At 40.9% G+C, this 23,868-nt stretch carries 24 protein-coding genes; 10 read left to right on the top strand and 14 right to left on the bottom strand.

Annotation, left to right across the window (positions count from 1 at the left end; all coding sequences use genetic code 11):
* Nucleotides 1-481: CO2 hydration protein (locus ACKTT2_RS14975; RefSeq protein WP_407888167.1), on the top strand; the 481-nt coding region annotated here is incomplete at its 5' end.
* A gap of 216 nt (nucleotides 482-697) precedes the next feature.
* Here ACKTT2_RS14975 and ACKTT2_RS14980 read toward each other — a convergent pair.
* Complete coding sequence (locus tag ACKTT2_RS14980) at nucleotides 698-1,237, bottom strand: hypothetical protein (protein ID WP_407888169.1); 540 nt, start codon at nucleotides 1,235-1,237, stop codon at nucleotides 698-700.
* 203 nt (nucleotides 1,238-1,440) lie between these two features.
* Here ACKTT2_RS14980 and ACKTT2_RS14985 point away from each other — a divergent pair, with 203 nt between their 5' ends.
* Together ACKTT2_RS14985 and ACKTT2_RS14990 are read left to right on the top strand one after the other, a co-directional pair.
* Nucleotides 1,441-2,589, top strand: a complete 1,149-nt coding sequence (locus ACKTT2_RS14985) for an AAA family ATPase (RefSeq protein WP_407888171.1) — start codon at nucleotides 1,441-1,443, stop codon at nucleotides 2,587-2,589.
* Nucleotides 2,586-3,194: a DUF4276 family protein gene (locus tag ACKTT2_RS14990; RefSeq protein WP_407888173.1), complete on the top strand. Its 609-nt coding sequence runs from the start codon at nucleotides 2,586-2,588 to the stop codon at nucleotides 3,192-3,194. Before ACKTT2_RS14985 ends, ACKTT2_RS14990 begins: the two co-directional genes overlap by 4 nt.
* 264 nt (nucleotides 3,195-3,458) lie before the next feature.
* Here the strand turns inward: ACKTT2_RS14990 and ACKTT2_RS14995 are convergent, their stop codons facing one another.
* The 9 genes from ACKTT2_RS14995 to ACKTT2_RS15035 all read right to left on the bottom strand — a co-directional run bounded on the left by ACKTT2_RS14995 (nucleotide 3,459) and on the right by ACKTT2_RS15035 (nucleotide 12,881).
* Nucleotides 3,459-5,309, bottom strand: a complete 1,851-nt coding sequence (locus ACKTT2_RS14995) for a tetratricopeptide repeat protein (protein WP_407888175.1) — start codon at nucleotides 5,307-5,309, stop codon at nucleotides 3,459-3,461.
* Nucleotides 5,310-5,503: 194 nt separating this feature from the next.
* Nucleotides 5,504-5,845, bottom strand: a complete 342-nt coding sequence (locus ACKTT2_RS15000; protein ID WP_407888177.1) for a cupin domain-containing protein — start codon at nucleotides 5,843-5,845, stop codon at nucleotides 5,504-5,506.
* 84 nt (nucleotides 5,846-5,929) lie between these two features.
* Nucleotides 5,930-7,114: a Gfo/Idh/MocA family protein gene (locus tag ACKTT2_RS15005; protein WP_407888179.1), complete on the bottom strand. Its 1,185-nt coding sequence runs from the start codon at nucleotides 7,112-7,114 to the stop codon at nucleotides 5,930-5,932.
* A 68-nt stretch (nucleotides 7,115-7,182) separates the two neighbouring features.
* Nucleotides 7,183-8,352: a zinc-dependent alcohol dehydrogenase gene (locus ACKTT2_RS15010; RefSeq protein ID WP_407888181.1), complete on the bottom strand. Its 1,170-nt coding sequence runs from the start codon at nucleotides 8,350-8,352 to the stop codon at nucleotides 7,183-7,185.
* Nucleotides 8,353-8,449: 97 nt separating this feature from the next.
* A complete protein-coding gene (locus ACKTT2_RS15015) occupies nucleotides 8,450-9,058 on the bottom strand; it encodes a hypothetical protein (protein ID WP_407888183.1) in 609 nt (202 codons plus the stop codon).
* A gap of 136 nt (nucleotides 9,059-9,194) precedes the next feature.
* A complete protein-coding gene (locus tag ACKTT2_RS15020) occupies nucleotides 9,195-10,364 on the bottom strand; it encodes a zinc-dependent alcohol dehydrogenase (RefSeq protein ID WP_407888185.1) in 1,170 nt (389 codons plus the stop codon).
* Between the two features lie 119 nt (nucleotides 10,365-10,483).
* Nucleotides 10,484-11,182 (bottom strand): SRPBCC family protein, encoded by a 699-nt coding sequence (locus ACKTT2_RS15025; RefSeq protein WP_407888187.1) that lies wholly within the window; start codon nucleotides 11,180-11,182, stop codon nucleotides 10,484-10,486.
* Between the two features lie 131 nt (nucleotides 11,183-11,313).
* Entirely contained in the window at nucleotides 11,314-12,411 is a 1,098-nt protein-coding gene (locus tag ACKTT2_RS15030; RefSeq protein WP_407888189.1) for a DJ-1/PfpI/YhbO family deglycase/protease, read from the bottom strand.
* Between the two features lie 68 nt (nucleotides 12,412-12,479).
* Nucleotides 12,480-12,881, bottom strand: a complete 402-nt coding sequence (locus ACKTT2_RS15035) for a DUF2267 domain-containing protein (RefSeq protein ID WP_407888191.1) — start codon at nucleotides 12,879-12,881, stop codon at nucleotides 12,480-12,482.
* Nucleotides 12,882-13,519: 638 nt separating this feature from the next.
* Between ACKTT2_RS15035 and ACKTT2_RS15040 the strand changes: the two genes are divergently transcribed.
* Together ACKTT2_RS15040 and ACKTT2_RS15045 are read left to right on the top strand one after the other, a co-directional pair.
* Nucleotides 13,520-13,930: a DUF6335 family protein gene (locus ACKTT2_RS15040; RefSeq protein ID WP_407888193.1), complete on the top strand. Its 411-nt coding sequence runs from the start codon at nucleotides 13,520-13,522 to the stop codon at nucleotides 13,928-13,930.
* Between the two features lie 17 nt (nucleotides 13,931-13,947).
* Nucleotides 13,948-14,079, top strand: a complete 132-nt coding sequence (locus ACKTT2_RS15045) for a hypothetical protein (RefSeq protein WP_407888195.1) — start codon at nucleotides 13,948-13,950, stop codon at nucleotides 14,077-14,079.
* Between the two features lie 78 nt (nucleotides 14,080-14,157).
* On the opposite strand, the gene ACKTT2_RS15050 is transcribed toward ACKTT2_RS15045, so the two are convergent.
* Nucleotides 14,158-15,033: an SDR family NAD(P)-dependent oxidoreductase gene (locus ACKTT2_RS15050; protein WP_407888197.1), complete on the bottom strand. Its 876-nt coding sequence runs from the start codon at nucleotides 15,031-15,033 to the stop codon at nucleotides 14,158-14,160.
* 227 nt (nucleotides 15,034-15,260) lie between these two features.
* Between ACKTT2_RS15050 and ACKTT2_RS15055 the strand changes: the two genes are divergently transcribed.
* From ACKTT2_RS15055 to ACKTT2_RS15070, 4 genes are all read left to right on the top strand, one after another.
* Nucleotides 15,261-15,752, top strand: a complete 492-nt coding sequence (locus ACKTT2_RS15055) for an orange carotenoid protein N-terminal domain-containing protein (RefSeq protein WP_407888200.1) — start codon at nucleotides 15,261-15,263, stop codon at nucleotides 15,750-15,752.
* A gap of 540 nt (nucleotides 15,753-16,292) precedes the next feature.
* Nucleotides 16,293-16,805, top strand: coding sequence for an orange carotenoid protein N-terminal domain-containing protein (locus ACKTT2_RS15060; protein ID WP_407888202.1), 513 nt, complete (start codon nucleotides 16,293-16,295; stop codon nucleotides 16,803-16,805).
* Nucleotides 16,806-16,896: 91 nt separating this feature from the next.
* A complete protein-coding gene (locus ACKTT2_RS15065; protein ID WP_407888204.1) occupies nucleotides 16,897-17,124 on the top strand; it encodes a hypothetical protein in 228 nt (75 codons plus the stop codon).
* A 76-nt stretch (nucleotides 17,125-17,200) separates the two neighbouring features.
* Complete coding sequence (locus tag ACKTT2_RS15070) at nucleotides 17,201-19,300, top strand: hypothetical protein (protein WP_407888206.1); 2,100 nt, start codon at nucleotides 17,201-17,203, stop codon at nucleotides 19,298-19,300.
* A 285-nt stretch (nucleotides 19,301-19,585) separates the two neighbouring features.
* Here the strand turns inward: ACKTT2_RS15070 and ACKTT2_RS15075 are convergent, their stop codons facing one another.
* The 3 genes from ACKTT2_RS15075 to ACKTT2_RS15085 form a co-directional block, all read right to left on the bottom strand.
* Entirely contained in the window at nucleotides 19,586-20,686 is a 1,101-nt protein-coding gene (locus ACKTT2_RS15075; protein ID WP_407888208.1) for a bilin-binding protein, read from the bottom strand.
* A 188-nt stretch (nucleotides 20,687-20,874) separates the two neighbouring features.
* Nucleotides 20,875-21,114, bottom strand: a complete 240-nt coding sequence (locus tag ACKTT2_RS15080) for a hypothetical protein (protein ID WP_407888210.1) — start codon at nucleotides 21,112-21,114, stop codon at nucleotides 20,875-20,877.
* 405 nt (nucleotides 21,115-21,519) lie between these two features.
* Complete coding sequence (locus ACKTT2_RS15085) at nucleotides 21,520-22,392, bottom strand: shikimate dehydrogenase (RefSeq protein ID WP_407888212.1); 873 nt, start codon at nucleotides 22,390-22,392, stop codon at nucleotides 21,520-21,522.
* Nucleotides 22,393-22,519: 127 nt separating this feature from the next.
* Here ACKTT2_RS15085 and ACKTT2_RS15090 point away from each other — a divergent pair, with 127 nt between their 5' ends.
* The gene (locus ACKTT2_RS15090; protein WP_407888214.1) at nucleotides 22,520-23,458 is read left to right on the top strand and encodes an alpha/beta fold hydrolase; all 939 of its coding nucleotides are present in this window, start codon (nucleotides 22,520-22,522) and stop codon (nucleotides 23,456-23,458) included.
* Nucleotides 23,459-23,868: the final 410 nt, after the last annotated feature.

Here is a 23,868-nt window from a genome sequence, read left to right on the forward strand (position 1 = left end):
AGCGGCATTACCTTACGTAGAAGCTGTTTTTTATCGTACTGCTCCCTTCCGAGGTACAAAATCCTACAATGCTCAAGCACGTCAAGTGCCAACAGACCAGAAAGATTTCCACTATGGAATTCTGTATGCCGATGTTTTCCCAGTAGGAACTGCAGGCATTCCACCAACATTGCTGATGCAGGATATGTTGCACTTCTTACCACAATATCTTGTTGATTATTACAAGCAATATTGCCGTGGAGAAGAAGATATGTTGATTCAGTTGGGAATTAGTTTTCAACGGTCAATGTACTGTGTCACCTCTGCTGTTATTCAAGCATTACGGACAGCGCTTTGTCATCCTTTAGATGACCCCGACCCCGAACATTTGCGAGCTAATAGGGAGTTTTTTGAATCTCAGTTAAATCGCTTCACTCGTCCCGAATACGGTATGCGTAATGCAGCTCGTCTACGCGATATTCAACGGCAGGATTATCGTTAATATAATAGCTCGAGGTTTTAGATTTAGTTTTACCCCACCCTAACCCTCCCCGATGGATTGGGGAGGGAATTTAATTTCTGATTTCCCCCCAATCCATCGGGAGGACTAAGGGAATACTAGACGTATTGCTAAGTAATATTAAAGTATTGCGCAATTTAAAAATATAAATAAGCATCTATATCTGTATTCGTAATAACTAGGTGTTGATTCTTTGTTTCATATCTGTGGTGGTCTTAGTGTAGCAAAAGCTGTATCTCGACGATATGGTGTAATCACTGGCGCAAGATTTCGGCTGAGATTCCGAATTAAGGTTGTACTAACCTTTTGCCGCATCTGACAAAGACTATCAATACTGAAACTTTGGCTCAGCCAAAAAGCTGCTTGCCGACGCGATCGCAATAAGACCCCTTCCCGTCGCGCATATTCTCGAGATGGCTCCTTGAATTCAGCACTAGCAAACATGGCGTAGCATACTGCTCGACCGTCAGCAGAGTTACCTGTTCCCAATGCTGCCAAGTACTCAGCAAATTGACCTGTTCTTTGAAGGTCTCGAAATTTTGCATACTCCAGTTGTACAGAATCCTTAACTCCAAAATTTTCGCTCATTCTCTTCAACGTTTTCTCTTGGATTTTTGGATCGGGAATTTTATGTTCCGGAGTTGACTTATCACGTTCGCTAGAAAAACGAGGATTATTCGGGTCTAAAAATAGCTGCTCTAAGGATAATTGACGTGATTCAAGTTCATCATTGTACATAATTACAACTTTTAAAGTAAGCTCACCGAGACAACTGTTCTAAATATAGCATGATTTAAGTATATTTTCTCTTTTAGTAAATTTAAGCACATTTATATAGTGTTGTGTGTAAGGACTAACCTAGAGCATTGGAGTAAGCGAGAATAAAGAGGTATAGATGCTAAAAAGCAATTGCTACTATAACAGTTAGTCAGAAGTACATTATGAGTTCTTTTCAAAATATTAGTATTGAAGGATATCGGCGCTTATACAATGTACAAGTTGAAATGCGTCCCTTAACTGTGATGATTGGAGCCAACGGAGTAGGTAAAACGTCCCTTTTAGAGATTTTTTTACTATTAGCAGCATCGGCGAAAGGTCAGTTGCAGTTAAAAATGTCTGAATTAAGCGGTCTCAGTGAAATTATGACTCGTGACAAAGCCGATAGTCTGGTGTTTAAATTATCTATGGCTTTGACTCACGGGGAACCGTTAAATTACTATCTGAAGCTTGTTCCTAAAGGTCAGTTTTATGAAATTGCTTTGGAAACCCTCAGTCAAAACCGCGATCCTAATGCTTCTCAACCTTTCAAGCATATTGATTCTCGTGGTTTGGATGTAAAGTATTCTACTCCACAGCAGTATGAGTTAATTCGTCCAACTTGGGAACATAATCCCTATGAAACTTCTCTTTCTCAAGTTCCTAAAATGTACCAAGAACCAGAGAATTTCCGCAAACAACTAGCTTCTTGCACGTTTTATGGGGCATTGAATGTTACGCCTAAAAGTCCGGTTCGTTTACCTCAATCTATGCGTCCGGTAACATTGCCCGGTTCTGATGGAGAAGATTTAGTATCTTGCCTTTATTATCTACGCGAAACTGACCCGAATCGGTTTGAAATTGTAGAGGATACGCTTGCTACAGCTTTTCCTGATTTTGAACGATTGGGATTTCCTCCGGTAGCTGCAGGAACTTTGGCGATGACGTGGAAAGATAAAAATTTCTCACGACCCCTTTATATGCACCAGTTATCTGAAGGGACTTTGCGATTTCTCTGGCTGGCAACACTCTTGCAAAGCCCAGATTTAACTGCTGTCACTTTAATAGATGAACCAGAAGTCAGTTTGCACCCTGAATTATTGCGGTTGCTTGCTGATTTAATGAGAGAATCTTCAAAACGAACTCAGCTCATTGTGGCAACACATTCAGATAGATTGGTAAGATTTTTAAAACCTGAAGAAGTATTAGTTTGTGATGCTGAAGATGGTACAACTACTATGACTTGGGCTGACTCATTAGATCTAGAGAAATGGTTAGAGGACTATAGCTTAGACCAAGTTTGGGCAATGAATTTATTAGGTGGTCGTCCATGAAAATAGCTATTTTAGTTGAAGGCGCAACAGAAACAGCTTTTAAGCCAATTTTAGAAGCTTTTCTTAAATTGCGGTTACAACAGAAAATGCCTAGACTTAAGTTTATACCTTATGATGGTCGCATTCCTAAAGAAGCAAAACTCAAGCGTATTGTTGAAAATTTGCTAATCGGCAAAGATGCTTATAATGCTGTAATTGCATTAACAGATGTATATACGGGAACAGATGATTTTATAGATGCAACAGATGCTAAAGCTAAAATGAACGCTTGGGTAGGAAACCATCCTAAGTTTTATCCTCACGTAGCTCAATATGATTTTGAAGCTTGGCTGTTACCCTATTGGTCAACCATTCAAAAATTAGCTGGGCATAATAAATTAGCACCTAGTGGCTTACCTGAACAAGTCAATCATAATAACCCACCTTCATATCGTATTAAAGAAATATTTGAAATAGGTAAATGTAAACGAAGTTATAGTAAAATCCGTGACGCAGCAAGTATTTTAAGAAAAAATAATTTGATGGATGCAGTAAATTTGTGTCCTGAATTAAAAGCATTTATAAACACTATTTTGTTTTTGTGTGACAGTGACTTGATCCCTTAAATAAAGCAAACAAGGCTCTGCTTAAAAAATTGAAATATCATCAGATTGAAAGATCTGAAATCACTGCAACAATGCCAAACTAAAAGCATCAGGAACTCTATCAGTTGTTTATCAAGTATCAGCAACAATCACTTTGCTAAGAATGCAGCAGGAGAGGAGTTCTTTGCAACACCACCATTCTAAATGGGTGGATTGTTAATAATAATCGTTGAGTTTAATGGCTTTTGGTGGGCAATGCCCACCCTACTGGTCACTGGTCACTGGTCACTGAATACTTTGCCTGTATTCCTCTAGTAATTGTGGAATGTAATCGTAACCATCTACTCCAATGACAGAAATAATTTTAGAACGGTTTTGCTGTAGTAATTGACTAAACGCTTCTGCTCCTATCTGTCCCTGCAAAATTGTGAGTAAACCTGCTGTTTTTCTCCACTCATTTGATGCAATTTGATTTAACAAATACATTCCCAAAGTACCAGTATAAACAGCTTGTTCTTGAGTTTGCAGTTGATAGTAAGCCTCTGCTAAATTAGCTAAGTTTAAACCTTGAAGGTATAAATCGCCAGCGATTTGTGCTGTTTGCAAGCCGTCTTCTAAATGTTTAATTGCTGCTTGCGGTTGTCCAATGACTAAGTAAGCAATACCTAAACTGCTGAAACACAAAGCTTTACTTTGAAGGTCGCCCAATCTCTCTGATAATGCTAAGCCTTGTTGCAAATAGTTAATCGCCATTTCATAGGTTTCTGGTTCTGTTTGTTCTGTCTGCTGTGCTTGCATGACTTCGCTGTAACCTAAATTCACCAGAGCATTTGCTTCTCCTGTACGATCGCCTGTCTGACGGCTCAGTATTAATGCCCTTTGGCTGTAATCAATTGCTTCTGCATACATTTTTTCAGCAACACAAGTCCGGCTGAGGTGATTGAAATTAGCAATTTCACAGGAGCGATCGCCTGCATTGCGAGCTATTTCTAGTGCAGCGGTATGAAACTCTGCCGAACGACGATACTGTCCCATTGCACGCTGAGAATAACCTAAAAGTGTTAATATTCTGGCTTTTTCTTGAGTTCCTTCTGCATATTGCATTGGTTCATTGAGATAATCTAGAGCATCCCGTAGATAACTACCGGAGAAGGATGCAAAAATTCCTCCATATAAAGGAAAATACGGGCGCTGTGCAAAGGTTCGTAAAATCTGGAGCATGACTTGATGACAAGCAGCGCTGTACGAGGACGCAGTATTACTAAAACCGTTTGCAAGGAGACTCCAAATCACTGCAAAAGTTAAGTAAGTTGAAATTGACAAATTCGAGCCTGCTTTGACATTGTAGGGTTGTTGGTCAAACCAATTCACTAACCCTCTGTGTAAGGACTGCAAGAGCGTTGCCATTTCTACCCAATCACTGAGGCTCATACCACTTCTTTGTTGGGCAAAATCAATGGCAGATTGTTCCATAGCTAAGGTACGAAACAGCGCTTGGAGATGACTACTATTGACCTGCTTCGCCCAAGTTGCCCAGGGACCTTGTTCTCCTGGTACGCCTCCAAATCCCAGAGTTCCTCGACTTTGTTCGTACATCCAGCTAATCAAATGATCCTGTAGCCGTTGCCAAGATGCGATACCACGAGTAATGCCTTCTGAAATTTGCTGAAAATCTGGACTAGCTTGAGCAAATTGCTGTAAAGATTTTGAGACTTGTTGAATTTGTGGTAAGGTGAGGGGATTTTTTCGATTGGGATCGATTGCTCTTAAGAATGCGGCTAAACGCTCGCTTGAATTAGCTGAAGTAATTTCTTTGACTGCCGAAGTAATAGCCTCTGCAACTTTGTTTTGCTGTTCGGCTCGCTGCCATTGACTCTGAATCGTCTTCATTGCCCTGAGACTGCGGGTTGCCTTAGCGTGCTTGAGTTCGTCTTTTTCAATATCGACTTGCTGCTGGGTGGAGTTGAGGCGATCGCTCAAAACCAATTCAAACACTTCTCCTGTCCCTATTGTCACACCTTTCAGTAGCATTTGATACACTTGCTCTTGAGAGCTAATTTTGCCCTTAAGGGTGCTTTGGACAATTTCGTCGATTAAAGTGAGGTAGCGATCGCGCAATGGCAAAGAATCAGACACTGTAGCAACCTGAAAGCATTAAAACAATTATGAACTACTTCTTTGCGATCGTGCTATCTGTCGTAAAGTTCTCATTTTTTGCCAATTGTAGTAAATACAACAAGACGCGCCATGGCGCGTCTCTATATGGATTATAGGCGATGAATTATCGTTCACCAACGAGCAATTGGGTACGAGAGGACAAAAGATTCTGATTAATTCTCATCTCTTCCATGAACTTGAGCGGGTGGGCTTGTTGCTTCAACAGCTGTGAATGATTCTAAAATTTTGTAAGTGTGAGACGAGCCTTTTGGTACTACCCAGGAAGACCCAGGTTCTAGCAAAACCACTTGTCCTTCAATATGCAACTCAGCCCGACCGCTAATAACATAACCAACAGTTTCATATTCGCGTGAAGTTGGTTCTTTAGGTTCATTGGGCTGTTCGTTTTCCCAAAGGCGCATTGAAACAGTCTTACCAGAAGCAAGATATTTTTGACCCTGTTCGCCTTTAGGGGAATAGGCTGAGTCTATTTTATTAACAGTTGTATCTGACATATTTGTTTCCTCTTTGGCTAGGGATTGGGGACTGGGTATTGGGAAAGAACAAACTATCCTAATCGCCAGTCCCCAGTCACTTATTTACACTTTTACCTTTTCGCCTGTACGGGCGGCTTGGTAAATTAAGTTCATGAGTTTGACATCTTGCAAACCTTCTTCACCGGGAGTTTTAGGCTGCTTGTTTGTCATGATGGACTCAGAAAGGTGATCTATTTCTAGAGCAAACTGGTTTTTCTCTTCTATGTTTTGCTCTTCTCTACGGTTATTTCGGTTGATATACAAGCGATGTTGATAGTAGTCTGTAGCTGGATCTAATTCCAAAACTGCTTCAGACCCAAAAACTTGGATACGCTTCGTTGTGGAGTAACCATAACTGGAAGTACAGTTCGCTAATACACCACTAGGAAAGCGCAAGGTGAAGTTAACGTTTTCTTCAACCTGACGGAAGCGGGGGTCTCCTGGAGTGCTGTAGGTGAAGGCGGTAATTTCTGTAGGTTCTTCGCCTGTAATGTACCTTGCTGCTTGTAAGCTATAAATACCAATATCGTAAAGAGAACCTCCACCCGCTAATTTCTTGTCCATGCGCCAAACATCAGCAGGGTCTTTAGGGTCAAGAATTCGTCCGTGGTCGGAAGTAACAACTTTCAATTTTCCTAGTTTGCCACTTTGAGTAAGTTGAATGGCGGCTAAATTGTAGGGTTCGTACTGAGCGCGATAAGCAATCATCAACTTGCGGTTGGCTTTTTTGGCTGCATCAATCATGGCTTGGCATTCTTCGACAGTGTTTGCCATGGGCTTTTCACACATGACGTGCTTACCAGCCTTTGCGCCACGAATACTGTATTCGGCGTGCATCCCGTTAGGTAAGATAATATAAACTACATCTACCTCTGGGTTATTGCGAAGATTGTCGTAGTTCTGATAATTGTAAATGTTTTTGGAGTTGATACCGTATTGTCGTGCATACTTTTCTGCTTTAGAGCGATCGCCACTCACTAGAGCAACCAATTTTGACCTTTTGCACTCAGCGAATGAAGGCATGATTTGTTCGGTAGCAAACTTACCCAACCCTACAACTGCCCATCCCAGCTTTTTCTCAGGAGGTAAAGAAGGTTCCTTCGATGGTGCAGGAGCAGCCTGGGCTAGAGTCCGAGATGGTTTAATAATGTACCCTATTGCCCCTGTAACACCAACTGCCATAAAGCTAAAACCTGCTTTATGTAAAAGATGGCGGCGAGAAAGTTCTTTTCTAAAGGAATCAAACATAATTTATTGCTAATGGCTAATAGTTAATGGCTAATAGCAATGAACAATTAGCTATTAGCTATTAGCTACTACGGTTTCAGTACAACTTTGATGCAGTTATCTTTTTTGTGCTTGAAAATTTCGTATGCGTGAGGTGCTTGTTCTAAAGGCAAACGATGAGTAATGATAAAAGTAGGATCGATGTCGCCATTCTGAATGTGTTCGAGTAAGGGACGCAAGTACTTGTGTACGTGTGTTTGCCCCGATTTGAACGTTAACCCTTTATTCATGGCTGCTCCCATAGGAATTTTGTCTAGAAAACCACCGTAAGCGCCAGGAATGGAGACGTGACCGCCTTTACCACAACTCAGAATAACCTGTCTTAATGCGCTTGGTCTGTCTGTTTCTAGACGTACAATTTGTTTAACTCGGTCGTGGAAGGCTATAAAATCTGTTCCGTGAGCTTCTAGCCCTACAGCATCGATAACTGCATCGGGACCGCGCCCGCCTGTCATTTCCTTCAGGACATCGCCGGCGTTCACTTCTTCGTAGTTCAAAACTTCTGCTTTGCCTTGTTCTTGTGCCATTTGCAAGCGTTCGGGAATGCGATCGATAGCAATAACTCGCTCGGCACCCAGCATATAAGCACTCTTGATAGCAAATTGTCCAACAGGTCCGCAACCCCAAACGGCGACTATATCACCGGGTTTTATGTTGCAGTTCTCTGCTGCCATATAACCTGTTGGAAAAATATCAGTTAAAAATAAGACTTGCTCGTCCGTTAATCCATCAGGAATTTTAAACAATCCTACATCAGCAAATGGCACTCTAGCATACTCTGCTTGACCGCCTGCATAACCACCAAATAAATGAGAGTAACCAAATAGACCAGATGGTGAATAACCCATCAGTTTTTCAATCATCCAGCCATTAGGGTTGGAGTTATCGCACAGAGACCATAAATCCCGTTGGCAGAAAAAGCAGTTACCACAGGAGATAGTAAAAGGAACAACAACGCGATCGCCTATTTTTATTTTCTTAACTTCACTCCCAATTTCAACAACTTCTCCCATAAATTCGTGACCGAGAATGTCACCCTTTTCCATAGTAGGGATGAAGCCATCGTAAAGGTGTAAGTCAGATCCACAGATCGCTGTTGAGGTAATTTTAACAATGGCATCGTGTGGATTCAAAATTTTTGGATCTGGTACTGTTTCAACTTGTACTTTATTGGCACCTTGCCAGCAAACTGCTTTCATTATTAATATTCCTTTATTATTGGAGATTGGGGACTGGAGGTTGGAGATTGGGGATTGGGAAAATCCCAGTCCCTTGTCCCCAATCCCTAATCCCTACTTACCGAGCACGAGCAGGTGCTTGATAGTAACCTTCTGGTGTTTGAGTAATTGGTTTAACTGTCTTTTCAACTCTCTTTTCAGAAGAATTCAAAAACTCTTTTGTACTCCGAGGAAGTTCCTCATCTAAATTGAGCTTTTCGCGAATATTCTCAGCAGCATCTTTTAAAGGATTTCCAGAACCTTGAGAGGAGCGATTACTATAACTATCGCTATTGCTATAGTTAACTCCATTAGGTGTTGATTTGTAATAAGTCCCTTCTGGAGTTGTTACATTATCACCAATAGTTCGAGCGGTCTCATTGACACCATGAGAAACTGATTGGCGAACATTATCAGCAGTTTCTTTCAAGCTTCTTTTGGTGTTTCCAATCAGATCGTTACCATTTCTGTTATTACTCGTGTTGCCCACATTATTGTTATCAATAGTTCTGAGCTTATCAGTACTATTAACATTGCTTGCTTCTCCAGGTACTGCTTTATAGTAAATACCCTCTGGGCTAGTTACAGTCTGGTCAGCTTGTGCTTGTAATGTCATACCAAAAGCTTGCATCACAAAAAAGGTTGATGCCACTAAAAAAACTGTCAAGATATGACGTAAGCGTTTCATAAATTTTCCTCCAAAATAATTAGAATTTGGTTAATAGTTAGTTGTTATTCGTTAGTTGTTAGTTGTGATAAGAACCACTAACGACTAACTATGTATGGGCGCAAGGACTTGCGCCCCTACTAACAACTAACAAACTTTATGGTTTCAGCAGAACTTTGACACAGTTATCTTTCTTGTGCTTGAATATTTCAAAGCCCTGCTTAGCTTCCTCTAGAGGTAAGCGATGGGTGAAAACACGGGATGGATCGACTTCGTTATTAAGAACTCGATCCAACAACATGGGCATATATTTCTGACCGAACATTTGCCCCATTTTCCAAGTCAGGGCTTTGTTCATTGCTGCACCCATGGGGATTTTGTCTACAAATCCCGAATAAACACCCATAATTGACAAAATTCCGCCTTTTCGACAAGCTAGAATCATCTCGCGCAACACGTGGGGACGATCTGTTTCTAATCTGACTGCTTGCTTGGCTTCATCGTAAATTCCTTCTAAACCCATACCGTGTGCTTCAAGCCCAACAGCATCGATACAAGCATCAGCACCACGTCCGCCTGTCATTTCTTTGAGAGCGTCGCCTGCACTGATTTCTTCGTAGTTGATAGTTTCTGCATTGGCAAATTCTTGAGCCATCTGCAGGCGTTCTGGAAAACGGTCAATCGCAATGACTCTTTCTGCTCCCAACATATAGGCGCTTTTCATGGCGAAGAGACCTACGGGACCTGCACCCCAAACTGCTACGGTGTCTCCAGGAGAAATATTGCACATTTCTGCTCCCATATAACCAGTGGGGAAAGCATCTGAAATAGGCAGTATTTTTTCATCAGGAATACCTTCTGGCACTTTTACAGCACCGTAATCAGCAAACGGGACTCGTATATACTCTGCAAAGGCTCCTGCATAACCACCGAAAGCATGAGAATAGCCAAATATTCCGGCTGTACCAAAACCAAATAATTTGTCGTTAATCCAACCGTTGGGGTTGGAGTTATCGCACAGCGACCACTTCTGCTGTTGGCAGTAGTGGCATTGACCGCACCCGATGATTGAAGAAACTACAACGCGATCGCCTTTTTTTAACTTCTTAACCTCACGACCTACATCAACGACTTCTCCCATAAACTCGTGACCGATAATGTCACCAGCTTTCATTGTTGGGATATAGCCGTCATAAATATGCAGATCGGAACCACATATAGTTGCTGATGTAATTTTGAGAATGGCATCACGGGGGTTAAGAATTGTTGGATCTGGTACATTTTCCACCCGTACATCATTAGCGCCTTGCCAACAGACTGCTTTCATATGAATTATGAATTATGAATTATGAATTGTGAATTGTGGATTTGAATTGTAAATTGTGAATTATGAATGCTGAAAAGAAAACCTGTTTCATAATTTATCATTCATAATTCATAATTCCTTCATTTTCCTCTGGGCTGTCCCTCTGTAGTCGCAATTTCGCCTGCTTCCATCAACATTTTGAAACGGCGCAAATCGTCACCTATTTGTTGTTCTGGCTCTTCACCAAAGAGTTTAGCGAAAGTTGCTGTTAGCGCTCCACCTGGTGGAAAGTATTCAATCACAACCTTAACTTCAGTTCCACGGTTACCAGGTGCTTGTTTAAATCTGACAAAACCGGAATTATCTATATCTGCTCCTTCTACAGAAGCCCAAGAAATAAAGGAATTTTCTCGGTCTTCTAAAATTTCTGCATCCCATTCTACGCTCCCACCTAAAGGTGCGGTAGCTATCCAATGAGAACGTTTAGCATCGTACACCTTGACAGATTTGAGATGCTTCATAAATCTTGGTAGATTTTCAAAATCATGCCAGAAACGATAAAGTTCGTCTACTGGCTTATCAATAGTCACGGTCTTTTCAACTTTAATGCCTTGTTGAGTCATGCCTATTGCTTGTTGTGCTTGCTGAATCGTGCTTTGCTTTGTTGCACCCTGATAAATCAGACCGCCACCTGCTGCAGCCATCAATACTCCTCTTAAGGAACGCTGGCTTAAACCCATCAATACCATTGCACTACCGCCTAGTAATGAAGCCCAACGCTCGGTTTCACTGGCTTCTGCTTTCCCTTGGTTTTGCTTATTTTCTGACATAGATGCCATCTTATTAATTCTCCTTTACAAACTGTATAGACGCGGTATGACTCGTCCTTACAAACGAACCATCCAGGCGCAAAGCTCCCCTCCTGAACTTTTTACGCTATCTTTGCGCCTATGGTTCGTCCCACAAAAACCTACATCGACATAGCAGCCCCTGTAGTCGGTTTCGCTGGCTTAACCCCTGCACCCATCCTTGACCGATACAGGTCTACTAGTCGTTGCTCGTATGTCCGTAAGTCGTTGTGGATTTGTGTAAAAATGTCAGTTGATACGGGATCTGTTGTTGCTGCCATCAAAGCTCCAATATCACCTATACCAGTTTGAACGTCACCTAAAGCGCTACGTAATTGGTATATGTCATCGCTTCCTGTGAGGGCGGTTTTCACTTTTGCGTATTGGTTAGCGATATTTGCTGTCAAGGAAGGCTTTTCACCTAATCGATCTAGACGTGCTTCTAAGATATTGATATTACCTTGTTTGCTGCCTATCATTTCTTGAAAGATAGACTTCACTTGTGGATCTGATTCTTTCTGGTTGTAATTTTCTAGCGCTTCTAAAGAATAACGTTCGCCAGCAAGGGCTGTATTCAACGCTTTAACTATATCACCTTTGGTAGAACCGCCCCAAGCATCAGCAATTTTCCACCATTCAGCTGTTGTATCTTTCTCATCTGGCAATGCAGCATCTTGACCGCCATATCCCAAGCGGCTTAAAACAGCTGTGGTAAAAATAGCTAGATCTCCGGGTTGGCGTGATGTGATTAAGTTACCATCAACGACTAAAGGCTGGTCTGTGTAATTAGCACCTGCATTTATCATGTCTTTGCTAATTGCTAAAAAGCCTGTCGCTTGCTTACCTCGAAGCAAATCCCCTTCAATCAATAACTGCGGACCGTGGCAAACAGCAGCTACTATCTTGCCTTGCTGCATAGCCTCTTGCACAAATCTAACCGTGTTGGGGTTGCGACGCATTTTATCGGGAGCCATACCTCCAGGAATAACTACAGCGTCAAATTCGGATGCGATCGCTTCTGCTGTAGTACCATCAGGTTGTTTGGAAACTTTACCTTGCTTGCCTTTGTAATTTTCATTCATCCGAGCACCAAGCACAACAACCTCCATTCCTGCTTGTTTCAGAGCGTTGTATGGCACTTGAAACTCTGAATCCTCTACAAAGTTTTCAATGAGGATTGCTACTCTTTTTTTTTCAGAATGATTGTTATATTGTATCATGGGTTTTCCTTTTTTATTTATATCAAAGAGCTAATAGTTAATTGCTAATTGCAATTGTTATTCATCTATTAGCCATTAGCCATACTTTCTTGTGAAGTGGGAAACAATTCTGCATAATCATTTGAAAAGTTAGCCTGGAAATCTTTAAATTCACCAGGCGTTACTGCGTTTCTCAGTACTTCAAATACAGCGCGTGCGTGTGTTGTAGCAGATACTGGATCGACTCCCTCCTTTTCACTTACACGGGAAATAAATTCCTGTATTGAAAAAGTTTGACCGTTTTCCCCTTCGCGCCCTCGCAAGTACTCGCCTAATTCCTTCGGTAATTGCGATGCTAAATCTTTCGCTTCGTCTCCAACTATGCGCTCTTTAATAGTTTCTAGCGTCGCACGAGTTGCTCGTTCTGCATCTTCATGAGAATTCAATTGAGCAAAGCTTTGTACGTGTTTGATAAATTCACCATATTTCATTTTTGACCTCCAATATCTAGACAGTACCTGAATTAAGCAGGCTATAACCTTATAAATGTGAACTTATTATTATTCTTATAAAATCTATTAGCTATGGGACTTATTTCAGAAAATAGTTAGGAATCATGAGTTGGGGATGAGTTGTATAAGCATACCCCAAGTCATAAATCCTAACTCCCTTATCACTCGACCATGAATTCATTACTTTCATTATTACGCCGCGATCGCTAGTTTTTCTTCGTTCTTTTGGGATATATGCTTTTTATCTCTAAAGTGATACATTGATTTTCTCGATTTTTGCTCAATTTAGTTTAATATTAAGCTTTATGTGAGTAAATGTTCGCCCGTTCTCCGTTCCTTATACCTTTTTACTAAAGATTTATAATTTTCGTGAAGGAAAGAGTCATGAGTTAAAACCTGGAATCTCCTGAAAGAATTTCTTGAATCCCAACTTTTTACCCATAACTTTTATGAAGTGACCATATCACAACAAAAATAAGTGTCTCTCTTCCAAGATTCCTCATACTAAAGAGAGAGATTTTGTATTTTTTTTACTTCATAAGTCGTAAATCTTTTGGCTGACCATGCCAGATAGAGAAAGCGTTATCGTGAGAATGCACTAAAAAAATATGAGAGTTATGGCAGAAAAAAATTCTAATCAAAACTTTGACACAGATGATTTGCCACAAGTTGTTACTGAGTCCTATGGAACTGGCGTCAAAGATATGCCAGGGTATAATGTAGGCGATCGCAACAACGAGTATGATGATATAGGTAACGTAGAAGCTAATCCAGAGATAACAGGTGGAGATATAGATGCTCGTTGGGATTTAGAAGCAACAGTGGGGGATGAGGCTGTTGGTGGTACAGTTCCTACTCCCGACCAGGATATTGTAGACGATCTTGGTGCTGCTGTTGGTATGGAAATGAATGATAAAGCCTCAGTGCGAGGAGTCGATATCCTCGAACAACGCGATGAGCGTCGTTGGGAATTAGATCCCATGTCTTCAGAAGATTATCAACAAAGGGAAGTGAACAGTGACCAGTAACCAGTGACCAGTGACCAGTGGCTGGGGATTGGTTGATAATGAGGTATGAAAGAATTCGTAGTTCGCGATCGCTGAGGGATCTCCAAGAAATAAATTACCCATCTTGTGGTACGGGCGTCCTCGCCCGTATCATTCTACTGGCGGGCTAGAAGCCATTACCACAAGAGAAAGTTGGATATTTTTTATTTGAAAGTCCCTAGTTTATTGCAAATTACGAGTTATGAATTTTAAATGAGAGTTTGTGTTTGCTTATTCTCTAATCCTTCCTTGGAGTGGTCGAGACGCAATTCACCTTTAGGTGCGAAACGCATCCAGAAAGGAGTGTCTGAACCAGCAGATCCTTTTGCAGTGGTCACTCCACCATCAACTAACCATAGCGCACCAGTAACATAGCTAGCTTCATCAGAAGCGATAAAAGCATAAACGTTAGCAATTTCTTCTGGTGTACCTCGTCTCGCCAGTGGTGTAGCATCAATCAGATTTTTTTCCATCTTCGCATTCATTGGACCATCTTCTTTATGCGTCCAAGCGGTATCAATAGCACCAGGACAAACACAGTTAGCGCGAATCCCATATTTAGCTTGTTCTACTGCTACACCAAGCATAAAAGAGTGCATCCAACCTTTTGTACCGCCATAAGTTGTGTTATATGCCAAGCCGTTATAACCCGCTTCAGAACCGGCTGAAACAATATTACCGCGAGTTTTGTGCAGGTGAGGAAGTGCATACTTAGTCATTAAAAATGCCGAGCGTAAATTCATGCGAATGGTATCGTCAAAGACTTCTACGGGATAGTCTTGAAGTTCTGCTGTCGCTAAAAATACACCAGCATTGTTGATTAGGATATCTAATTTACCATAAGCATTAATCGCCGTTTGAACGCAATTTTGAGCGTGGAATTCTTGTGAAACGTCTCCTGCATAGGCTATGGCTTTACCACCATAGTGTCTGATAGAACTGACAACATCTTCTATTGGGTCATCAGGAAGTCCATTAACAACTACTGATGCACCTTCTTTAGCAAATTTATGGGCTATAGCTTCTCCAATACCAGCACCAGCACCTGTAATTATTGCAACTTTTTCTTCTAAGCGTCTATTCATGGTGAAATTTCCTTAATTAGTTATTTGTTAGTCGTTAGTGGATAATTGTTTATTGTTGGTAGTTATTAAAACCATTAACGACTAACGACTGACGACTAACCACTATCCACTATCCACTAATTGTTCTTCTCTTTGATTTACATACATCTGTCTTCAGTAGGGTTAAACACCAAATTCAACTTTGATAGGGTGAAACGTGAAAGTTTTTTTTGCAATCGGAGTGGATTATGACATTTACTCAAACTAACGATCCTAATATTCGCGAACACGTTCAAGCTTTTCAAAGTTTACCAGTAGATGAACAGTTAGCTTTGTTCTGGTTTGTTTATAAAGAAATGGGCAAGTCTGTAACTCCAGCTGCTCCAGGAGCAAGCACTGTTTCTGATGAGGTTGCTGAAGGGTTATTCAATCAAATTAAAGAGCTGTCCCATGACGAGCAACTACAGTTTCAGCGCGATTTGATTAATAACGTAGATAATCAATACAGCCGGATGTATGGTTCTATGAGCGATACTACAAAATTACTATTTTGGTATCGCTTAGCTCAAGGTATGGAAAACGCAACTATTGTTCCCATGCCTTCAGACTACAAGCTTTCTTCCCAATCTCAAGACTTGCTCAATAAAATTAAGCAAATTGAATTTGAACAGCAAATCAATATTTTCCGCGATTATGTCTCTCCAATGGGGGCTGAACCAAAAGCAGGTGCTGAAGTTTAGGATATAATTTAATAAAAACAGATATAGGCACAGGGTAGAAATTTCACTTTCTACTCTGTGCTTATTTCTGTTGAAAATCACTTAAGTAGTTGCACCCTGTGATAACCATCACGCCTTTGAGTTATTTTTAATATATTTTGAATTTCACTATTTTTTTCATCTTTCTTTAGGTAGGTATCATAATTTTATTTTTCTATCTCATCTCTATCTTTTAACAGTGATTTACTAATAACTTGAATCTCTAACCTTAAAGGTGTGAAGGTTAATGAATGTAGCAAAAACATAATATTCCTAAAACTCAGCTTTGTGCGAATGGAATATTTTTTTAAATTGCAGATTAACACCTATTGAAAAACCGAGTTATAAAAAACTCGGAATATAGGGATTGGAAAGTAATAATTTTTGGCAAAAATATTACTTAAGTGTGGTGGGCTATGCTCACCGTTCGATGATAGTGGGCATTACCCACTCTACTAATAAATTTCCAATTGCCAATTCCTATGCCTCAATCTTCATTTCCATATCAACTAGGAGATTTATATGACATCTACAAACATTAAGCCAGTACAAGAAGCTGCATCTGCATTCAAAAGTTTGATTGTTGATGACCAATTAGCAGTTTTGGCGTCTTTTTACAAACAAATTGCTGATTCAGTTCCTGCTGATGCGGCAAATGCTCTACCAACACAAGATGCTAATAGCTTAGTATCCCGAATTCAACAACTGTCACCGGAAAATCAGCTATCAGCTTTGCGCGAATTCCTATCTACAGAAAGAAGAGATAAGGATGCCACTGTACTCGATCCCCATCCTAGTAAAGCATTGGCTGAACTTGTAACTGGTAATGACACAAAAATCCCTACTCATGCTTATGACTCTTTGAACGCTGAGGGTAAGATTGCTTTCTGGTATTTGCTAGCAGGAAAACTGGGAAGTGGTTTTGTTGGTATTCCTAATGGCACTCAACTTACTCAAGATGCTACAGAAGTATTGACAACACTTCAGTCTTTCAAAACAGATGAGATAGTTTCTTTCCTCAAACTGGTTGTGTAATGACTACAATTTGGCACTGTTAACAACTGTTATGGGGTAGGTAATGCTTGCCCCATAGCAGTTATTGAAATTTAAAGTATATGGATGCTTTATGGTAACTCAAAGTACTACAAATAGAAGTAATTATATTAAAAGAAAACATCTTGTTTATAGTTTAATTACTGGTTTAATTATTGGAGCGATCGCTGGTGCTCCTCTTGGTTGGCTTACCCATAGATACTACTATCAACAGCGTTTAGCTCAGTTTTTACTTTGTCGCGAACAAAATAGAAACCAACCAGCAGCCTATGTAGACTCTATTTGCGGTCGCTCTTTTTAAGAATTTCTGACCATATTTAGTAGAACAAATAGCCTAGTTATCGTAGCAAATAATTGGAAAAACTGTATCAAGTTTTATGATATCACCTCCAGAAACTACCGATCGCCAAGTCAGTCAACCAGTTGCACGGCAATCTAAACAAACTCCACTTTTTATGAGGTTGCGTGGAGTTATTATATTGTTGAGTCTATTAGTTTTTATTGGTTTCTTTGCATATCAAATTGACCTAACATTTCCAGGAACACCAAGTCTTAACAATACATACACGCCTCTAAGCCATCCTACAGCACAAGAAATAGGTTCTTATGATGTGTTGGGCAAAGTTGTTAGTAAAGCTGAAGCAGAAAGTTTAATAAAAGCAGAAGAAGGGAAACAGCAACTCTCAGCAGATAATGGTGCTGTTGCTATTACAGAAGATTTAATCGCTCTTGGACGAAAAGCTTTCTATAAAGAAACTTTTGGAAACGAAATTTTCTTTACCGATGTCACTGGTATTTTAAATGGTCCATTAAATATCGTCAATTTGACAAAAGCCATATTATCTCTTAAAGGTCAACCGACAACGAATCTCCAAGTGACCATGGATAGAGATATGAAAGTTGGCGATTCCCTTCGGGATAGCTCCGCTTCACGCAATTTCAAAAAAGGCGATATTCTAAATACCGGGCTTGATATACCTGCTAACTCCCTCATTCCTCTAGGAATGATTGCTCATATCAACAAAGGTAAAATTCGAGTTGGTATCACTTGTGCGGCATGTCATGCCACTGTAGATAGAAAAACTGGACGTATCCTTGAAGGCGCACCAAATAACGATCTAGATACAGGTTTAATGCTGGCATTAGCAAGTAACTCAGCATCGTGGTTCCGTCAGACGGGTGTTAATCCTTTAACAGTCAGCTCGGGCAAACAAACTTACATTAAATCTGATAGTAAAGAAGGGCGTTTACCAGATGCTAAAGCTTTAGAGGATGCAGTCGATCGCCAACTACTGACCTGGACTCCAGGAAACTTTGACTCTACAGGAGACAATCGCAATAATCCCTCTCAAAATCCATCATCCTATACTATTGGTGCGTATCCTTATGGTTGGAGTGGTAATGCCGCTATTGGTTGGTTTCATGGATTAACATCATTGAACAGCAATGTTCACGGAACAAACTCAGACCAAACCTCAACTGCCGATTCTAGCCAGAAACTTCTGGGGATTGACAAAGAAACGTACTTGGGTGTCATTCTACAAAACTCAGCCAATCCGGAGTTTCGGTTACCTCAAGGTGCCAAACCCTCAGAATTTTTCCAAAAAATCGATCCTACTCCCGGTACACCTGCTATGAATGAGACGATCGCTATGCCAGGGTATCCTAAAGGTTCGCCTTTTATCTTAGATGGATTGATGGCAAGTTCGCCTGGATTTCCGGTAGCCGCACAACTTAACGGAATGTCAGCGTATCAAAACTCACTCACACCACCTCCTGTAAACAACCAAGATTCAACCTCTGTTAGACGTGGAGCAGTCATTTTTACGAAAGCTGGATGTGTTGAATGCCATAGTGGGCGATATTTTACAAACAATCACGTAATTGCAGAACGAGAAATCAAAGCACAGCCTTCACGCGCCATGGCACAAGCCGCTTTTGCTCGCAACTTCACGAAACCGCAAACCTATCCAAGCAACCTGCGGGTTCCCCTCCCAGAAAATCCACCCACATTGAACGTTCCTACAGATATTACCTCAGAGAAAGACTTTAAACTTGCCTTTGCGATCGCTAATTCTGGCGGTTACAAAGTTCCTAGTTTAATTGGGTTGAACGTTACCGCACCTTATTTACACGACGGCGGTGTTGCGGCGGGAGCGGAAGCAATCGAGGTAAATAAAAATGGTTACGACATTGTTAATCCAGACCAGTTAGGCATCCCAGGGACATTGTTAAGTAACAGATTACCAGAACCGAGAGCAAGTTTGCGAGTCTTGATAGACCGTAACTTACGACGGCAAACTGTTTTAGCTAACCGTGCTAACTCCAACTTACAAGAGTCTAATGCAGATGGTAGCGGTCATAATTACTGGGTCGATAAACAGGCTGGTTTTTCTACTCAAGCTCAAACAGATCTCATAGAGTTTCTCTTGTCATTAGACGACGACCCTGAGATCTTACCAGTGCAAACGAATTAAATATGTCTATAGGACTTACGCACTGTACAAATTGACTATCATATGAATCAACGAATAATAGTCGTTTCAGACTTGTAGGGGCGCAAGGCATTGCGCCCCTACTGTGGGTAATGTTGGTTTTCATTCGTTAAACAATCAAACGTTGAGGTGCTAAAAATGCTTGAGCCATATCTGACAGGTAATGCCCACCATATGATACTACTGGTGGGCAATGCCCACCCTACAGTACTTAAAATTTTTTATAAATGATTTAGGACTTCTATATCCCTACCAACCTGCTAACTTTCATTCTTCAGGAATTGCTGTAAAATGATCGCGCTGGTCATAAAAAGCCTGCTGCATTCCTTGCATATAAGGTAGTAGATAAGATAGTTGTTCCGGTTTGACGCGGCTACTAATTTCATCCATCAAAAGTTTATTCCATTGTACCGTTATTTCCCATGGCACTCCTACTCGTTGCATAACCATAGCACACAGAGTCACCAATTCTTTTTCTACGGGTGCAAAACTCCTCTCCAAAACACAAAGCCACAGATATGCTTGAAACATCTGCAAGTCGCGCAAGCAAGAGTGTTCTACACCAGGATGGTCAAATCCACCTCGACGACCGCAATAGTCAGGAAAAAGTTTGGTCAATTGATGGTAAACAGTTTTTGCTACGTCTAAAGAAGCCGGTAACATTTCTTTAACAAGAGTTATAGCTGGAGAGTTTAGTTCGTGTTTTGCTCCTGCTATACAAACTCGTTGCCAAGGTATGGCAATTTGTTCTTCAATAAATCTGAGATAAGGATAAATCAAAATTCTCTCTACAGGTGGAAGCTTTTTCAGCAGTAACTGATTGCTAAAGTTGATTTGTGTGGTTAGAAAACCAAGAGTACACCAATCCTTTGAGATTATGTATTGCTCTTGGTACTCTAACAATACGCTTTCTAAAGATTTCGCTAAATCTTCAACATCTGGAATACCCCACACTGATAGCGAAGAATGGTTCGTGAGAATCATACCTGCTAAAATCTGTAGCCTGTCTTCTACTGAACTGGTAGCAGAGGCTGGTTGTTGATAAAGTTTCAGAAGCTCGATGTAAACTTGAACAGCAAATTGTGTGAGTCGTCTTGCCTCACTTAAATTCACAACATTGGGAATATATTCATATAAAGCTTTAGCCTGTATACCTGCAAACTGGCATTTAGCATCAACGATCGCCTCGCGTAACTTGGAGACTGTTGAAGCTCTACCTTCAAGTGAAGACGCTTCTATTAAAGAATTGTAGACCGAGGGGTCTTGCTCGCGAAATACACTTGATAAGTCAAGGGTGTAACGTTCTGCCCAAAGATTAACTAAACATTTAACAGCAGGATTACTAACAGTTTGGGAGCCAATTAACATAATGCTCTAGCTCATTGTTTCAGTATAAAGTATTAATCTTTTCATATAAATTTTTGATATACAATACCTAATCTTCTGTAATCTCCTCTAGAAAAGCTATCTCATGTTTCAGTATACGTTTGAGGTCTGTGGCTTTTATGTAAATTAATTTACGAAATTTGTGAAGAACCTGTAAATTTTGAAAGTGATTACTCGTGATACTCACCTAGTTCTTCCTCAAACAATGCCCATTCATGACGGTTTGCATTGTTCTGGTAATGGCGCAGGTTTTTAGGATAGTACACGCAATGTCCCACATAGACCCATCTATCCCAACAGCGATTAATTTCGCATACCTTAATCACTACCCCGTGATAGATGACATCCTCTCGCGATACCTCTAATAATTGCCCTCGTCGGTATTGAGGTTTTGTCTGAAGTGCAGTCATATATTTGTACCTCCTTTCTATAGGCGATGCACAATTCCACACCTGTGTTAATCGTTGGAGATCGGTACAGGTGCGGGTTACCCTTGTTTATTCCATTGAAGAAAAATCCCACCTTTGCAGGTGGGGTTAATTCTTAGGCTTCATAGTACAATAGTACCATAAAAATTTTTAATGGTGGGCATTGCCCACCCTACTACCGCGTCCACCTCAAAATGTTGGGTTGAGACTGTAGGGGAGCAGGGGCGCAGGGGCGCAGGGGGGAAAGAAAAGAAACTAATTAACCGATTAATTTCTACCCAACAAATTAACCTAGATGCGCTACTACTACAAAAATTGGTAATGTTAGGGTAAGAAAATTTTTTTCATGACAAGCGTTGTGAGCCGATCTCCCCTGGGTGTCTAGTCTTAATCTTTAAAACCAAGTTGTTGAAATAAAGATTGGCGCATCACGTCTACAGGTACAGATTCTCGTTGCAACCAGATTTTTAATGCAGCAGCACCTTGTTGGAGCAACATTTCCAATCCGTCAATGGCTGTTATACCTGCTTGTTGGGCTTGTTGCAGAAATTTGGTTGGTTTGGGCTTGTATATTAAATCGTATGCGATCGCACCTTCTGGTAGATGTACCATTTCCTCTTGAGCGAGGGGAGATTCATCTACCTTGGGATACATTCCAATAGGAGTTGTATTCACTAGTAAATTTGTTTGTGGAAGAAGCTTCGATAGGGAATGCCATTCACTGACTTGTAAATTCACAGCAGTAGGAGAATGACTCCAACTGTTACGGAATTCATCTAACTTTTGAGCATTGCGACCAACTACATAAATTTCCGCACAACCTAGTTTGGCACAACCTGCTACCACTGCCCTAGCTGCACCACCATTGCCTAAAACAACTGCTACTGTCTGACGCCAATCTCGGTTATACGTGGTTTCCAAAGGAGCAATAAACCCTTCTACATCAGTATTAGTTCCTATCCATTTGTTATCTTTGCGAGTTACAGTATTAACGGCTCCCACTGCTGCGGCAATGGGTGAAATTTCTGATAACAGAGGTAGTATAGCCTCTTTATGCGGAATAGTTGCGTTAAAGCCAATAACTCCAATGGAGGCAAAGCCTTGAAGAGCTACTTTTAAATTTTGCGGTTCTACCGAAAAGGGGATGTAAACATAATCTAATTCCATATGAGCGATCGCAGCGTTTTGCATCACCGGAGACAGTGAATGCTCTACAGGATACCCAATTATTCCAAGTAGCTTTGTTTTGCCTGTAATCATTAGTTCGTCATTAGTTATTGGTCATTAGTCATTATTCTCTGATAGTAAGGACAAAGGACAAATGACAAATAACCAAAAAGATTCTATTAAAATTAATAAAGTTACATAAAATAACATTTTTCTCATTATGCAGGTAACGACAGCCCCCTCTTCAACTCCAATACCCGGACAATTCTGGCAATGGCGAGGACACAACATCTACTATGTAAAAGCGGGAGAAAAGCATCCCCAACGTCCTGCAATACTCTTGGTACATGGATTTGGTGCGTCTACAGACCATTGGCGTAAAAACATAACAGGGCTGTGTGACGATTTTGAAGTTTTTGCAATAGACCTTCTGGGGTTTGGACGTTCAGCTAAACCTAAACTGGAGTATAGTGGCAATTTGTGGCGCGACCAACTCCATGACTTTATTACTAAAGTCATTGGTCAAAAAGCTGTGTTGGTGGGAAATTCCCTTGGTGGTTACGCAAGTTTGTGTGTAGCAGCCCAATGTTCCGATGCAGCAGCAGGTTTGGTCTTACTGAATAGTGCTGGTCCGTTTAGCGAAAATCAACCTTCACCAGAACCAGAAGCGTTACAAGCTCAAATTGAACCACCATTAGCCAACGAACAATTGCAAAAACTACTAGGTGACATCGTTAAGTGGTTCTTTCAACAACCTTTAGCCCAGTTTCTTTTGTTTCAGTACATCAAACAAAAATGGGTCATTCGTCAGACCTTAGAGAAAGTGTACCTAGATAAAACTGCAATTACAGATCAATTAGTCGAAGAAATTTATCGTCCTGCTTGCGATACAGGTGCTTTTGATGTGTTTTCATCTGTCTTCAGTACCCCTCAAGGAGAAAAAGTTGATGCGCTGTTGAAACAGTTAACTTGTCCTCTCTTGATGCTGTGGGGAGAAGCCGATCCTTGGGTTAATGCAAGAGAACGTTCCAAAAAGTTTCGACAATATTATCCCGACCTGACAGAACATTTTCTCACCGCCGGTCATTGTCCACATGATGAAGTCCCCAGTCGAGTTAATTCGTTGTTGCGGGATTGGGTATTGGGGATTGGCGATTAGGGATTAGGGCTTGGGTATTGGTGAGACCAGTCCTGTAGGCGGGTTTCCCACGACCACCGGAACTGGCGAACCCGAAGGGCGATTGGGGACTGGGGACTGGGGACTGAAGATCGGAAAACAAATATCCTAATCCCCAATCCCTAATCGCCAGTCCCTATTCCCTACATAAAAACTTGAAAACCTGGTCAGAGGGACCAGGTTTCTAAAACTTGCAACTAATCAAATCGATTTTTTTAGATATTCAACAACTAGGGGTGGACAGTACACTCGGCAAACTCAGCATTTCTTTGTTTTTCCGCTTTGGGATTTGGCGTTGCCTGTAGATTTTGGCAGTTGCCACTTAGCATCATCAATATGCTGATAATTTGCTTGGGCTTATGACCGGAGACACCTTGTCAATTGCCCTCTTG

It is taken from the genome of Scytonema hankhaensis NUACC26, from assembly GCF_045865695.1.
GTDB lineage: Bacteria > Cyanobacteriota > Cyanobacteriia > Cyanobacteriales > Nostocaceae > Scytonema.